Genomic DNA, 14,679 nt, shown 5'->3' with positions numbered 1-14,679 from the left:
CGGTTCAGTTTCGCGAAAGGCCTGGGTCAGTCGCCGCTCCAAGAATCCACCACGCCCCACGCCGTGGGATTAATTAGGAGACGACGCAATGGCAGCCACACTTGATTCGCGGGGAGCGCCACAGAGCGCCCCCCGTCCCATGTCCGCGGAGGAGAAGAAGGTCATCTTCGCTTCCTCCCTCGGCACCGTGTTCGAGTGGTACGACTTCTATCTCTACGGTTCGCTGGCGGCGATCATCGCCAAGCAGTTCTTCAGCGGCCTGGATGCGGGCGCTGCCTTCATCTTCGCGCTGCTGGCCTTTGCGGCCGGCTTCCTGGTGCGGCCCTTCGGCGCCATCGTGTTCGGCCGCCTGGGCGACATGATCGGGCGCAAGTACACCTTCCTGGTCACCATTCTGATCATGGGCCTGTCGACCTTCATCGTCGGCCTCCTGCCCAGCTACGCCACCATCGGCGTGGCAGCGCCCGTCATCCTGATCGCGCTGCGCATGCTGCAGGGCCTGGCCCTCGGCGGCGAGTACGGCGGTGCCGCCACCTACGTGGCCGAGCATTCACCGCACGGCAAGCGCGGCGCCTACACATCGTGGATCCAGACCACGGCCACGCTGGGCCTGTTCCTGAGCCTGATCGTGATCCTCGGCGTGCGCACCTGGCTCGGCGAAGAGGCCTTCGGCGCCTGGGGCTGGCGCGTGCCCTTCCTGGTCTCGATCGCGCTGCTCGCGATCTCGGTGTGGATCCGCCTGTCGCTGTCCGAATCGCCGGCCTTCCAGCGGATGAAGGCCGAGGGCAAGACCTCGAAGGCGCCGCTCGCCGAATCCTTCGGCCAGTGGAAGAACCTCAAGATCGTGATCCTGGCGCTGATCGGCCTGACCGCCGGCCAGGCCGTGGTGTGGTATTCGGGCCAGTTCTACGCGCTCTTCTTCCTGACGCAGCAGCTCAAGGTGGACGTCACCACCGCCAACCTGATGATCGCGGCCGCGCTGCTGATCGGCACGCCTTTCTTCGTGGTCTTCGGCACGCTGTCCGACAAGATCGGCCGCAAGCCGATCATCATGGCCGGCTGCCTGCTGGCCGTGGTGACCTACTTCCCGGTCTTCAAGATGCTGACCGAGTACGCCAACCCCGACCTGGCCAAGGCCCAGGCCACCGCCGGCGTGACCGTGACGGCCGATCCCAAGTCCTGCTCCTTCCAGGGCAACCCCGTGGCGCGCGAGATCGACTTCAAGAGCTCCTGCGACATCGCCAAGCGCTACCTGGTGCAGAACTCGGTGAGCTACGACAACGTCGAAGGCGCTCCCGGCTCCAAGGCCGTCGTCAAGATCGGCGACAAGACCGTGGAGGCGCCGATGGGCAACGTGGTCAACCACAAGTTCGACGAGGCCTCGGCCAAGCAGATCGCCGCCTTCAAGAAGGGCGTGGCCGACGACCTCAAGGCCGCGGGCTACCCGGCCAAGGCCGATCCCGCCAAGATGAACAAGCTGATGGTGGTGGTGCTGCTGACCTACCTGGTGATCCTGGTCACGATGGTCTACGGCCCGATCGCCGCCATGCTGGTCGAGCTGTTCCCGACGCGCATCCGCTACACCTCCATGAGCCTGCCGTACCACATCGGCAACGGCTGGTTCGGCGGCCTGCTGCCGACCACCGCGTTCGCGATCGTGGCCTCCACCGGCAACATGTACAACGGCCTCTGGTACCCGATCATCATTGCGGGCATGACCCTGGTGATCGGCACCCTGTTCATCCGCGAGACCAAGGACGTCGACATCTACGCCAACGACTAGGCTCGCCTGCCGAGCTGATCGGAGCAAAGGGCCCCGGCCCTTTGTTCAACAAAGAGGCCTCGTGCCGTGTCCATGGCGCGAGGCTTTTTCGTTGAACATCCAGGAGATTCAGACCATGTGGAAATTAGCCGTCGGCTTCGTCGTCTTTGCAGCCATTTCGCTCTTCGTGCTCATGAAGGCGGGAGACAAGGCCGACATGTCGGGCGAGAAACACGGCGGGGACGCCACGCACGCGCCGGAGCCTGCCAGCGCCCCGAAGTAGCGGTTGAAGCGGGACACACTCCTGCGACAAAAAACGAGATTTGATTCGGGCCGATCGGCCCCAGAATCCGGCCCCTCGACGGGAGTGGGGCCGCAGCGCTGACGCGTTGGCTTGGCCTCCCCCGGATGTTGGGAGGCAAAGAGTTGAACAAGTATCTTCACAGGATCGTCTTCAATGCCGCGCGCGGCCTGCGCATGGTGGTGCAGGAAACCGCCAGGAGCGCGGGCAAGGCCACGGGGGCGACCTCGGGCGTGCTGGCCACGGCGCTGGCCGGGCTTCTCGCGGTTTCGCCTGTGCCGGCGCAGATCGTGGGCGCACCGGGCGTGGCGCCGGGCCTGAGGCCCACCGTGCTGGTGGCACCCAATGGCGTGCCCCTGGTCAACATCCAGACCCCCTCGGCCGCAGGCGTCTCGCGCAACCTCTACCACCAGTTCGACGTCCAATCCCGCGGCGTCATCCTCAACAACAGCCGCAGCAATGTGCAGACGCAATTGGGCGGCTGGGTGCAGGCCAATCCTTATCTGGCGACCGGGCCGGCGCGGATCATCCTCAACGAGATCGTGAGCGGCATCGTCCATGCGCAGCATCTCGATCTTCTCGCCGTGGACCCCGCCCTGCGCGTTGGCGGCATCGATCGCCAGCTGCGCGCCGAAGATGGTCTCGTTGACGCCGGTGGCGACGGAGCCGGAGATGCCGGCGGTCTGCCCGACCAATACCTGGGCGGCGGCATGGGCGGTGGCCAGTGCCAGCAGGGCGGCCGCGCATAGCAGGCGCATGTGCATGGAATCTTCTCCTGAATACGTTCGGTGTAGGCAAAAGTGCCGTTCATTTAGTCACCGCCGGCACCCGGCTTTCTCCTCGTAAACCCCTGCCGAACGGCCGGCCATGTGAACCTTTGCACGTTGTCGCGCGCCGGTTTCTAGAATGTCTGCCCCACCCCAAGGCACTCATGACACAGGGCTCCATCCGGATACGCGGTGCGCGTCAGCACAACCTTCAGAATCTCGACCTCGACATCCGCACCGGCGAGATGACGGTGGTCACGGGCCCGAGCGGCTCGGGCAAGTCGAGCCTGGTGTTCGACACGTTCTATGCCGAGGGCCAGCGGCGCTACGTCGAAACCTTCTCGGCCTATGCGCGGCAGTTCCTCGACCGCATGGACAAGCCCGCCGTCGACAAGGTGGAGGGCGTGCCGCCCGCCATCGCGATCGACCAGACCAACCCGGTGCGCTCCTCGCGCTCGACCGTCGGCACGATGACCGAGCTCAACGACCACCTGAAGCTGCTGTACGCGCGCGCCGCACAGCTCTTCGACCGCGAGACGGCGCTGCCGGTGCGGCATGACTCGCCGGATTCCATCTACGCGGAGCTGGTGTCCCGCGCGGCTGCGGGTGGCGATCCCAGACTCGTGTTGACCTTCCCTGTGGAGCTGCCGGCCGGCACCAGCGCGGACGAGGTGGCGCAATGGCTGTCGGCCAGCGGCTTTACACGCGTGCAAGGTGAGCGCCAGGTCGCCACGCCCACGGGGCCGCGCAAGGTGCTGGACGTGGTGGCGGACCGCTTTCGCATGGCCAATGCCGAGCGCGCGCGCGTGATCGAGGCGATCGAGGTGGCGCTGAAGCGCGGCAGCGGGCGGCTCACGGTGCATGCGCTTTCGGCAGAGGAGGGTGTCGAGCCCGAGGTGTGGAAGTTCTCCACGGGCCTGCATTGCCCGGACACCGATATCCGCTACGCGGACCCGATTCCCTCGATGTTCTCCTTCAACTCGGCGGTGGGCGCCTGCGAGACCTGCCGCGGCTTCGGCCGGGTGATCGGGGTGGACCTGGGCCTGGTGATTCCCAACGACAAGCTCACGCTGCGCGCCGGCGCCATCAAGACCATCCAGACGCCGGCCTGGAAGGAAGCGCAGGACGACCTGATGCGGCATGCCGAGGCGGCGGGCATTCCGCGCGACACGCCCTGGAACAAGCTCACGGCCGAGCAGCAGGCCTGGGTGATCGAGGGCTCGCCGAACTGGAACGGCAAGTGGAACCAGCAGTGGTATGGCGTGCGCCGCTTCTTCGGCTACCTGGAAAGCAAGGCCTACAAGATGCACATCCGCGTGCTCTTGTCCAAGTACCGCAGCTACACGCCGTGTCCGGCCTGCGGGGGAGCACGGCTCAAGCTGGAGAGCCTGCTGTGGCGCATCGGCAGCAAGCAGGACGCGGATGCGGTGCTGGCACCGGCGAAGCGCTTCATGCCGGTGGGGGTGAAGTGGTCGCGCGAGCAGCTGGAGGGACTGCCGGGGTTGTGCCTGCATGACCTGATGCTGCTGCCGATCGAGCGGCTGCGGCAGTTCTTCGACCGCATCACTTCAACGCCCTCCCCCTCCGGGGGAGGGCAGGGTTGGGGTCAGGCGGCGGTTGCAGGCGCCGCGAGCCCCCACCCCAACCCTCCCCCGGAAGGGGAGGGAGCAAGGCAAGGAGAAGCGCAGGCGCTGAAGCTCCTCTTCGAGGAAATCACCACCCGCCTGCGCTACCTGCACGACGTCGGCATCGGCTATCTCACCCTCGACCGCCAGAGCCGCACGCTGAGCGGCGGCGAAGTCCAGCGCATCAATCTCACCACCGCGCTCGGCACCTCGCTGGTCAACACGCTGTTCGTGCTCGACGAGCCCAGCATCGGCCTGCATCCGCGCGACATGAACCGAATTACGGAGGCCATGCTGCGCCTGCGCGACGCCGGCAACACGCTGGTGGTGGTGGAGCACGACCCGGCCGTGATGCTGGCCGCCGACCGCGTGATCGACATGGGCCCCGGCCCCGGCGCGCGCGGCGGGCAGATCGTGTTCGACGGCGACACCGGCGCGCTGCGCCATGCCGACACGCTGACCGGCCAGTACCTGGGCGGGCGCAAGCAGATCGGCATGGGCTTCAAGCGCATGGTGAGCGACAACACGGCGCGCCTCATTCTCGAAGGCGTGCGCGAGCACAACCTGCGCGGCATCACGGTCGAGTTTCCGCTGGCGCGGCTGGTGTGCGTGACCGGCGTCAGCGGCTCGGGCAAGTCGACCTTGATCCAGGACGTGCTGGCTCCCGCGCTGATGCGCCACTTCGGCCGATCCACCGAGTCGCCCGGCGCGCACGACCGAATGCTGGGTGCCGATCATCTGAGCGACGTGGTCTTCGTCGACCAGTCGCCGATCGGCAAGACGGCGCGCTCCAACCCCGCGAGCTACGTGGGCGCATGGGACGCGATCCGCGAAATCTTCGCCACCGCCACGCTGTCGCGGCAGCGCGGCTACACCGCCTCGAAGTTCAGCTTCAACAGCGGCGATGGGCGCTGCCCGACCTGCGGCGGCTCGGGCTTCGAGCATGTGGAGATGCAGTTCCTCTCCGACGTCTACCTGCGCTGCCCCGATTGCGACGGCAAGCGCTATCGGCCCGAGATCCTGGAGGTGAAGATCGAGCGTCCAGCCGTTCGGGCCGAGCTTGTCGAAGCCGCGCCCACTTCTTCACCCCGCCCCACCCCGACAGCCGTCGGCTACAACGTTGCCGACATCCTCGAACTCACTGTCGCCGAAGCCGCTTCCATCTTCGCCGGCGACCGCGAGGTGCTGCGCGTGCTGCAGCCCATCATCGACGTGGGGCTGGACTACGTGAAGCTCGGCCAGCCCGTACCCACGCTCTCGGGCGGCGAGGCGCAGCGACTCAAGCTCGCGGGCTTCCTGGCCGAGGCCGCGAAGAACGGCAGCGCCAGCAAGCAACCGCTGGCGCGCAAGGGCACGCTGTTCCTGTTCGACGAGCCGACCACCGGCCTGCACTTCGACGACATCGCGCGCCTGATGCGTGCGCTGCGCAAGCTGCTCGATGCCGGCCACTCGCTGGTGGTGATCGAGCACAACCTCGACGTGATCCGCGCCAGCGACTGGCTGATCGATCTCGGCCCCGAAGGCGGCGAGGGCGGCGGCCAGGTGGTGGCGGTCGGCACGCCCGAGCAGGTGCGCGAGAACCGCGCCTCGCTGACCGGCGCCGCGCTGCTCGATTACGACCTGGCCATCGGCCCCGGGGCCTACAAGGTGGCCGAGCGTGCCGCGCGCTCGTATGCGGCGCGCGCGCTGCAACAGGCGCCCGGCCGCGATGCGATCCAGATCGTCCATGCGCGCGAGCACAACCTCAAGAACCTGTCGGTGGACATCCCGCGCGGCAAGTTCAGCGTGGTGACCGGCGTGAGCGGCTCGGGCAAGTCCACGCTGGCCTTCGACATCCTGTTCAACGAAGGGCAGCGGCGCTATCTCGAATCGCTCAACGCCTACGCGCGCAGCATCGTGCAGCCGGCCGGCCGCCCCGAGGTGGACGCGGTCTACGGCATCCCGCCCACGGTCGCGATCGAGCAGCGGCTGTCGCGCGGCGGGCGCAAGAGCACCGTGGGCACCACCACCGAGGTCTGGCACTTCCTGCGCCTGCTCTACGTCAAGCTGGGCATCCAGCATTGCATCCACGACGGCGCGGCGGTGCAGCCGCAGACGCCCGACAGCATCGCGGCGCAGCTGCTGAAGAGTTTTCGCGGCCAGCATATCGGGCTGCTGGCGCCGCTGGTGAGCAACCGCAAGGGCGTCTACACCGAGCTGGCCGACTGGGCGCGGCCGCGCGGCTTCACGCACCTGCGGGTGGACGGCGAATTCCTGCCGACCACCGGCTTCCCGCGCATCGACCGCTTCAAGGAGCACACCATCGAGCTGCCGGTGGCCAGCCTCGACGTGGAGCCGGCGAACGAGACCGAGCTGCGCGAGGCCCTCGCACGCGCGCTGGAGCACGGCAAGGGCGTGGTGCACGTGCTGTGCGAGCTCGCCGGCCTGCGCGGGGCCATGATGGCGGGCGTGCCCACGGCGGGCATCGGCCGCGTGCATGTGTTCTCCACCCTGCGCGCCTGTCCGGTGTGCAGCACCAGCTATGCCGAGCTGGACCCGCGGCTGTTCTCCTACAACAGCAAGCATGGCTGGTGCCCGGACTGCGTGGGCACCGGCGTCAAGCTCACGAAGGACCAGCGCAAGGTCTACGACGATTCGACGATGGCGGCGGACAACCGGGGGCGGGAGCAGACCTTCGCGGAGCCCGAGGCCGAAGACGTGGGGGATGTGGCGTGCCCGGCGTGCCAGGGGATGCGGCTGAATCCGACGGCGCGGGCGGTGATGTTCGGCGGGGATGCCCGCAGGGATGCCCCTCAGCCCAGCGCTCTCCCCGGCGCGGAGAGCGACGCGGCCCCGCGTGCAGGCGCAGGCCCCGCCTTGCTCGCTCGCGCGGCCGGGGCCACGGCGACCGATCCCGATCTGCTCCCTCTCCCGCCTGCGGGAGAGGGCTGGGGCGAGGGCGGCATCGCCATCACGCAGCTCGCCCGCATGAGCGTGACCGACATCCGGATCTGGTTCGACCACATCGCCTTGACCGGCAGGCAAGCCGAGATCGCACGCGACCTGGTCCCCGAAATCAGGAGCCGCCTCGAATTCCTCGAGGAGGTCGGCCTCGGCTACCTCACGCTCGACCGCGGTGCGCCCACGCTCTCCGGCGGCGAGGCCCAGCGCATCCGCCTCGCGGCGCAACTGGGAAGCAACCTGCAGGGCGTGTGCTACGTGCTGGACGAGCCCACCATCGGCCTGCATGCGCGCGACAACCAGATCCTGCTGGATGCGCTGCACAAGCTGGGCGAAAAGGGCAACACGCTGGTGGTGGTGGAGCACGACGAGGACACCATCCGCCGCGCCGACCACATCATCGACATCGGGCCCAGCGCGGGCAAGCGCGGCGGGCGGCTGGTGGCCGAAGGCACCGTGGCGGATCTGGAGGGGGCGAACGATTCGCAGACCGGGCGCTACCTGCGGGATGCGATCAAGCACCCCCTTCAGCCCAGGCGCTCTGTCTTGCTCACTTCCCTGCCGGGCGAGGGCGGGGGTGGGGGCACGGCGTCCGCCACGACGCAGCGCACGAAAGCGAGCGCCGCGCGCCCCCGGCCCGACCCCTTGGAGGCGGAGGGAGTCCAGCGCTGGCTGACCGTCCGCGGCGCCAATCTGCACAACCTGCGGGATGTCACCGTGACCCTGCCGCTGAACCGCCTGGTCGCCGTCACCGGAGTCAGCGGCTCCGGCAAATCCACGCTCGCGCGCGACGTACTGCTCGCCAACGTCCACGCCATCGTCGTGCAGCGCATGACCAAGGCCGGCCGCGATGCCGACACCGCGGGCAAGCGCCCCAAATGGACCGGCTGCGCCGACGTCGACGGCTACGAGCCCATCGACCGCGTTCTCGAGGTCGACCAGACGCCCATCGGCAAGACGCCGCGCAGCTGTCCGGCCACCTACATCGGCTTCTGGGACACCATTCGCAAGCTCTTCGCCGACACGCTGGAAGCCAAGGCGCGCGGCTACGGCCCCGGCCGCTTCAGCTTCAACACCGGCGAGGGCCGCTGCCCGGGCTGCGAGGGCGCGGGCGTGCGCACCATCGAGATGAGCTTCCTGCCCGACGTCAAGGTGCCCTGCGAGGTCTGCCATGGCGCGCGCTTCAACCCCGAGACACTGGCCGTGAGCTGGCGCGGCAAGAGCATCGGCGACGTGCTGCAGATGGAGGTGGACGAGGCGGTGGAGTTCTTCGCCGCCATGCCCAGCATCGGCCATCCGCTGCAGCTGCTGAAGGACGTGGGCCTGGGCTACCTCACCCTGGGCCAGCCCTCGCCCACGCTCTCGGGCGGCGAGGCGCAGCGCATCAAGCTGGTGACCGAGCTCAGCAAGGTGCGCGACGACCTCACCCGCCGCGGCTGGATCGACAGCCCCCTGGCGCCTGCGGCGCCGCCCTCCGAGGGGGATCGCCCGCTCGGGGCGGCCCGGCGCGGGCGGGCGCCGCACACGCTCTACGTGCTCGACGAGCCGACGGTCGGCCTGCACATGGCCGACGTGGAGAAGCTCATCCATGTGCTGCACCGGCTGGTGAACGGCGGCCACAGCGTGGTGGTGATCGAGCACGACCTCGACGTCATCGCCGAGGCCGACTGGCTGATCGACCTCGGTCCCGAGGGCGGCGACGGCGGCGGCCGGGTGGTGGCGGCTGCGCCGCCGGAAGAAGTGGTGCGGCTTCGCACGCACACCGGCGTGGCGCTGGCGCCGGTGCTGGCGCGCGGCGCCGGGCGGCACGAGGTGGTGCAGTTGCCGGTCCAGCCGGTGCCGGTCCCGATGCGACGCGAGGCCTGATGCGCACCTTCTACAACGACCGCCACGCGCTGCACCACGGCAAGGTGGAGATGTTCCGCGGCGAGCTGGTGCCTTGCTTCGAGGTGCCGACGCGCGCGGACTACGTGCTGGAGGAACTGAAGCGGCGCCGGCTCGGCGCCATCGACACGCCCGCCGAACTCGACGAGGCCGCGCTGGCCCGCGTGCATGCGCCGCGCTACCTCGACTTCCTGGCCGGCGCGTGGAACGAATGGGTCGCGCTCGATCCTTCCAATGCGCAGCGCGACGCGCTGCCTTCCTACTGGCCGATCCGCAGCTTCCGCCACGACGTCCTGCCCGCGAGCTTTCCGGCGCGCATGGGCCTGTTCTCCTACGATGCGGGCACGCCGCTCACTGCCGGGACCTGGGCCGCGGCGCGGGCCGGTGCCGGCTGCGCACTTGCCGCGGCCTCGCACGTGCTCCAGGGCGCGTGCGCCGCCTTCGCGCTGACGCGCCCGCCCGGCCACCATGCCGGCGCCGATTTCTTCGGCGGCTACTGCTTCCTCAACAACGCGGCCATCGCGGCACAGGCGCTGCGCGACGCCGGCGTCGCGCGCGTGGCGGTGCTCGACATCGACTACCACCACGGCAATGGCACGCAGGCGATCTTCTATGAGCGCGCCGACGTGCATTTCACCAGCATCCACGGCGACCCGCACACCGAGTACCCCTATTACCTCGGCTACGCGGACGAGCAGGGCGCCGGCGCCGGGCTGGGCCTCAACCGCAACCTGCCGCTGGCGCGCGGCACCGGCTTCGCGGCGTGGCGCGAGGCGCTGCGCTCCGCACTCGCGGGCATTGCCGGGTTCAAGCCCGGGGCGCTGGTGGTCTCGCTGGGGCTCGACACCTTCGAGGGCGATCCGATCGCCGGCTTCAAGCTGACCACGCCCGACTACCTGCGCATCGGCGAAGACCTGGCGCGCGCCGGGCTGCCGACCGTCTTCGTCTTCGAGGGCGGCTATGCGGTGGCCGAGGTGGGCGTCAACGCGGTCAACGTGCTCGAGGGCTTCATGCAGCAGGCGGCCTGACGCTCCAGCGACAGGCCGGGGGTCAGCCCCGATTGCCCGTGGCGCGGCCACGCGGCCAAATGGCAGGCCTTTCTGTCCTGGAGCTATCCCATGTTTCGCCGTTCCCTCCTGTGCGCCGCCCTCGGCCTGGCCGCGGCCGCCGCCGCGCATGCCCAGAACTTCCCTGCCAAGCCGATCAAGCTCCTGGTCGCCTTCCCGGCCGGCGGCCCTACCGACATCACGATGCGCCAGCTGGCCGAGAACGCCTCGAAGATCCTCGGCCAGCCGGTCGTGGTCGAGAACAAGCCCGGCGCCGGCGGCACGCTGCCCGCGCAGGCGCTGCAGACCGCGCAGCCGGACGGCTACACGGTCGCCCAGACCCCCCTCGGCGTGTTCCGCCTGCCCTACACCACCAAGATCACCTGGGACCCGGTGAAGGACATCAGCTACGTGATCAACGTCACCGGCTATGCCTTCGGCATCGTCGTGCCGGCCGACAGTCCGTTCAAGACCTGGAAGGACTTCGTGGCCTACGCCAAGGCCAACCCCGGCAAGCTGACCTACGGTTCGACCGGCAACCTGACCAGCCCCCACCTCACCACCGAGCTGATCGCGCAGAAGGCCGGCATCGAGCTGCAGCATGTGCCCTACAAGGGCAGCGCCGATCTGATGCTGGCCGTGCTCAGCGGTCAACTGATGGCTGCGGCCGACAGCACCGGCTTCGCGCCGCAGGTCGAGGCCGGCAAGCTGCGCGTGCTCAATACCTGGGGCGAGAAGCGGCTGGCCAAGTTCCCGGATGCACCGACGCTGAAGGAGCTGGGCTACGACATCGTGCAGAGCTCGCCTTTCGGCATCGGCGCGCCCAAGGGCACGCCGCCGGAGGTGGTGAAGAAGCTGCACGATGCCTTCAAGCAGGCGATGGAAGAGCCGAGCTACGTGGCGGCGCTCGGACGCTACGACATGCTACCCAACTACATGAGCACGGCCGATTACACGAAGTTCGCCCAGACCACCTTCACGCGCGAGAAAGCGCTCATCGAGAAGCTGGGGCTGGCCAAGCCGCAGTGAGCGGCTAGCCGAGCTCGAAGCTCGTGATGCCGTAGACCCGCTGCAGCTCGCAGGCGGGGGCCGGGCCTGCGTACATGCGGGCGGTCTCGAAGACGCTGCGCAAGCCCCGCGCCTGCACCAGCGCCACGGCGGCGGGGTTGGGCAGAGGCACGTCGAGGAACACCGTGTCGCCGGCCGGCACGGCGGCGCACAGGGCGGCGTACAGGGCGCTCGCGATCGCGGGGGTGTCGGCCACCAGCGGGCCGATCTTGTGGCCCTCGCGGCAGCGGCGGATCAGGCCCCATCCCGCCAGCTTTCCATCGGCGAGCCAGGCCAGGCCGGTGGCGTCGGGCATGGCGGTCCAGCAGCGCAGGAAGGCATCGCGCGGCGCCGGGAAGACGCGGCGGTCGTCGGCGCACAGCGCGGCGAAGTCGATGTCGGCGAGCGGCACGATCGGCGTCTTGGCGTCGAGCGTTCCAGCGCCGGCCGTGCCGGCGAAGCGGACGTTGTTCCAGGCCAGCACGAAACCGCTCTTGCGATAGTTGTCCTGCTGCGCGGGCACGCCGTCGAGGCCCACGACCTGGCCCGACAGCCGCTTCATGCCCGCCGTCCAGAGGCGAAGCCCGATGCCGCGCCCGCGCCACGCCGGCAGCACGATGTACAGCCCGATGAAGCCGAAGCGGCCGGCGTAGGAGACGGCGGAGATGCAGCCCACCGGCTCGCCGCCGCATTCGGCGACCAGGAAGCCATCGGGATCGGCGGCGTGGAAGCAGGCGGCGTCGTGCAGGCCGGGGTTCCAGCCCTCGGCCGCGGCCCATTCGATCGCCATTGCGACTTCGTCGCGGCGCATGTTGCGGATGGTGCAGTCCATGGGCGGCATTGTCGCGCCGCTTGCATTCGCCGCACCCGGCCCCAGCTCCCTGGAATGAGCGCCCCGGAGGTCCCCATGAACGAATCGCTGCACGTCGTCTGCCCCCATTGCCACACCACCAACCGCGTGCGCCAGGCGCAGCTGGGCAGCGCGCCCGATTGCGGCAGTTGCCACCGCCCGCTCTTCGCGGGGCGATCGACCGCGCTGGACCAGGCGGCCTTCGAGCGTCACATCGGCCGCAACGAGATCCCGGTGCTGGTGGATTTCTGGGCGCCCTGGTGCGGCCCCTGCCGGCAAATGGCGCCCGGCTTCGAGCAGGCGGCGGCGCAGCTCGAACCGCAGGTGCGGCTGGCCAAGGTCGATACCGAGGCGGTGCCGGCGCTGGCGTCGCGCTTCAACATCCGCAGCATCCCGACCCTGGCCCTCTTCCGCGGCGGTCGCGAGATCGCGCGCCAAGCCGGCGCCATGGGCCCGGCGGACATCGTTCGCTGGACGCGGGCGCAGCTGGGCTGAGCCTTCGTCGCGAACGCTCGCGCAGACCGCGCGAACGGAGCCTGCGCCAGTGCGGGGGCTTCACCGGCGCGCCCGGAGGATGGCGGCCGCGACTTCGGCGAAGCCGGCGCCGCGCTCGCTGGGCGCGACGTAGCGCGGCAGATGCGACAGCGCAGCCTCGAAGCGGCGCACGTTGGCGACGCCCACGCTGTGGGCGAAGTGCTCGAACATCAGCGCATCGTTGGTCGAGTCGCCCACGTAGGCCCAGCGCTGCGTCTCATCGTCGAGCGAACGGCCCCAGAGCTCGCGCACGATCCAGCGGGCGCCTTCCAGCTTGTTGTGGTCGCCCCACCAGCCGTTGATGTGGATGCTGCTGACGGTGGCGTGCATGCCTTCGCTGCGCATCAGGCCGGCCACCTGCGCGATGGTGGCGTCGTCGAGCCGCGTGAACTCGCTGTGGTCGATCGCGATGTCGCATTCCCGGCCGGCCGAGTCGGTGGCGCGACGGGCCGCCGGGATCTCGCGCTCGATGCGCGCGAGCACGGCCTGCATGCGCTCGAAGTTGCGCGCGCGCGTGGCGGCATCCTGCTGGTAGCGCTTCTCGATCCGGCCCTCGGCCGTGCGCACCAGGGCGACGGCGCCGTTCTCCGCCACGATCGCATCGACCGGCCAGACGCCGGCGAAGGGCTCGCTCCAGCCGACCGGCCGGCCGGTGATGGCGACCAGGTTCAGCCCTGCAGCGTGCAGCGCGCCCATGGCCTGGAGCGCGTCGGGCGTGATCGCGCCCTCGGTGGTGAGCGTGTCGTCGATGTCGGTGAACACGCCGACGAGCGCGCCGCGCGCGGCCGCCTCCCACTGAGTCAAGGGCAACAGGTGCTGGGGCGAGGAGGGCATGGCATGAATTCTTGAGGAGCCGCGATCCTACCGGCGCTTTCGTGTAGCATCCCGCCCCCGCCGCGCTTTCGAGGCCGGTGCGGCGCCCTTTCATGCCTCACATCCTCGTCGATCAGCTCCAGAAGACCTACCGCATTTCCGAGCGCGACCCCGGCGTGATGGGGGCGCTGCGCGGGCTCGTTTCGCGCCGCCATCGCACGGTGGCGGCGCTGTCGGGCGTGTCCTTCTCGCTCGAGCGCGGCGAGCTGCTGGGCTTCATCGGACCGAACGGTGCGGGCAAGTCCACCACCATCAAGATCCTCGCGGGCATCCTGCGCCCCGACGGCGGGCGCGTGGAAGTCGACGGGCGCGACCCGTTCGCGCACCGCGAGCGCCACGTGGCACGCATCGGCGTGGTCTTCGGCCAGCGCACGCAGCTGTGGTGGGACCTGCCCGTGGGCGACGGATTCGACCTGCTGCGCGACATCTACCGCGTGGACGCCGCGCGCTACCGCCGGACGCGCGACGAACTGGTCGCGCTGCTGCACCTGGAGCGCGTGCTCGACCAGCCGGTGCGGCAGCTGTCGCTGGGCCAGCGCATGCGCGCCGAGATTGCCGCGGCGCTGCTGCACGAGCCCGACATCCTGTTCCTCGACGAGCCGACCCTCGGGCTCGACGCTCCCTCGAAGCTGGCCGTGCGCGACTTCGTGCGGCGTGCCAACCGGGAGCGCGGCACCACCGTGCTGCTGACCACGCACGACATGCACGACATCGAGGCCCTGGCCCGGCGCGTGATCGTCATCGGCCACGGCCGTGTGCTGGCCGACAGCCCGGTCGAGGCCTTGCGCGCGCAGGTGATGGCCGAGCGGCGGCTGGTGGTCGACTTCGCGCAGGATGCCGACTTGCCGGCGCAGGTGGCCGGCGCCCGCGTGCATTCGCGCGATGGGCGGACGCTGGTGCTCGACTTCGATCCGGCGGTGACCACCGCGCCCGCGTTGATCGCGCGCATCGCGGCCGCGCATGCGGTGGAAGACATCCGGCTCGAAGGTCTGGCGATCGAGGCCGTCATCGCGCGCTTCTATGCGATGCATGGAGCGGCCGAGGCGTGAC

General features: G+C 69.5%; 8 protein-coding genes and 3 pseudogenes. 9 read left to right on the top strand and 2 right to left on the bottom strand.

Translation table 11 applies throughout. The features are described from left to right. Window positions 1–88 precede the first annotated feature (88 nt). The 7 genes and pseudogenes from AC3A6Y_RS28195 (at window position 89) to AC3A6Y_RS28165 (ending at window position 11,354) form a co-directional block, all read left to right on the top strand. Window positions 89–1,783, top strand: coding sequence for an MFS transporter (locus AC3A6Y_RS28195; protein WP_487871535.1), 1,695 nt, complete (start codon window positions 89–91; stop codon window positions 1,781–1,783). A gap of 91 nt (window positions 1,784–1,874) precedes the next feature. Next, a complete protein-coding gene (locus AC3A6Y_RS28190) occupies window positions 1,875–2,045 on the top strand; it encodes a hypothetical protein (protein ID WP_487871595.1) in 171 nt (56 codons plus the stop codon). 143 nt (window positions 2,046–2,188) lie between these two features. Further along, window positions 2,189–2,614, top strand: a pseudogene (locus AC3A6Y_RS28185) (ESPR domain-containing protein); the annotation flags it as partial. Window positions 2,615–2,994: 380 nt separating this feature from the next. Then, window positions 2,995–8,832, top strand: a pseudogene (locus AC3A6Y_RS28180) (excinuclease ABC subunit UvrA); the annotation flags it as partial. A gap of 66 nt (window positions 8,833–8,898) precedes the next feature. Further along, a pseudogene (locus AC3A6Y_RS28175) lies at window positions 8,899–9,261 on the top strand (hypothetical protein); the annotation flags it as partial. Then, entirely contained in the window at window positions 9,261–10,307 is a 1,047-nt protein-coding gene (locus AC3A6Y_RS28170; RefSeq protein WP_487871534.1) for a histone deacetylase family protein, read from the top strand. The pseudogene AC3A6Y_RS28175 and the gene AC3A6Y_RS28170, both read left to right, overlap by 1 nt. A 90-nt stretch (window positions 10,308–10,397) precedes the next feature. Next, window positions 10,398–11,354 (top strand): tripartite tricarboxylate transporter substrate binding protein, encoded by a 957-nt coding sequence (locus AC3A6Y_RS28165; RefSeq protein ID WP_487871533.1) that lies wholly within the window; start codon window positions 10,398–10,400, stop codon window positions 11,352–11,354. 4 nt (window positions 11,355–11,358) lie between these two features. On the opposite strand, the gene AC3A6Y_RS28160 is transcribed toward AC3A6Y_RS28165, so the two are convergent. After that, entirely contained in the window at window positions 11,359–12,204 is an 846-nt protein-coding gene (locus tag AC3A6Y_RS28160; protein WP_487871532.1) for a GNAT family N-acetyltransferase, read from the bottom strand. Window positions 12,205–12,279: 75 nt separating this feature from the next. Here AC3A6Y_RS28160 and trxC point away from each other — a divergent pair, with 75 nt between their 5' ends. Continuing rightward, window positions 12,280–12,717 (top strand): thioredoxin TrxC, encoded by a 438-nt coding sequence (gene trxC / locus AC3A6Y_RS28155; protein WP_487871531.1) that lies wholly within the window; start codon window positions 12,280–12,282, stop codon window positions 12,715–12,717. 60 nt (window positions 12,718–12,777) lie between these two features. Here trxC and AC3A6Y_RS28150 read toward each other — a convergent pair whose 3' ends face one another. Continuing rightward, window positions 12,778–13,590, bottom strand: a complete 813-nt coding sequence (locus AC3A6Y_RS28150) for an HAD-IIB family hydrolase (protein WP_487871530.1) — start codon at window positions 13,588–13,590, stop codon at window positions 12,778–12,780. 92 nt (window positions 13,591–13,682) lie between these two features. Here AC3A6Y_RS28150 and AC3A6Y_RS28145 point away from each other — a divergent pair, with 92 nt between their 5' ends. Continuing rightward, window positions 13,683–14,678, top strand: coding sequence for an ABC transporter ATP-binding protein (locus tag AC3A6Y_RS28145; protein ID WP_487871529.1), 996 nt, complete (start codon window positions 13,683–13,685; stop codon window positions 14,676–14,678). The last annotated feature ends 1 nt before the right edge of the window (window position 14,679 follow it).

The organism is Variovorax sp. Soil_C_17, assembly GCF_057657265.1.
The sequence above is the reverse complement of the archived record's forward strand: the minus strand, read 5'-3'. Positions and strand labels throughout refer to the sequence as shown.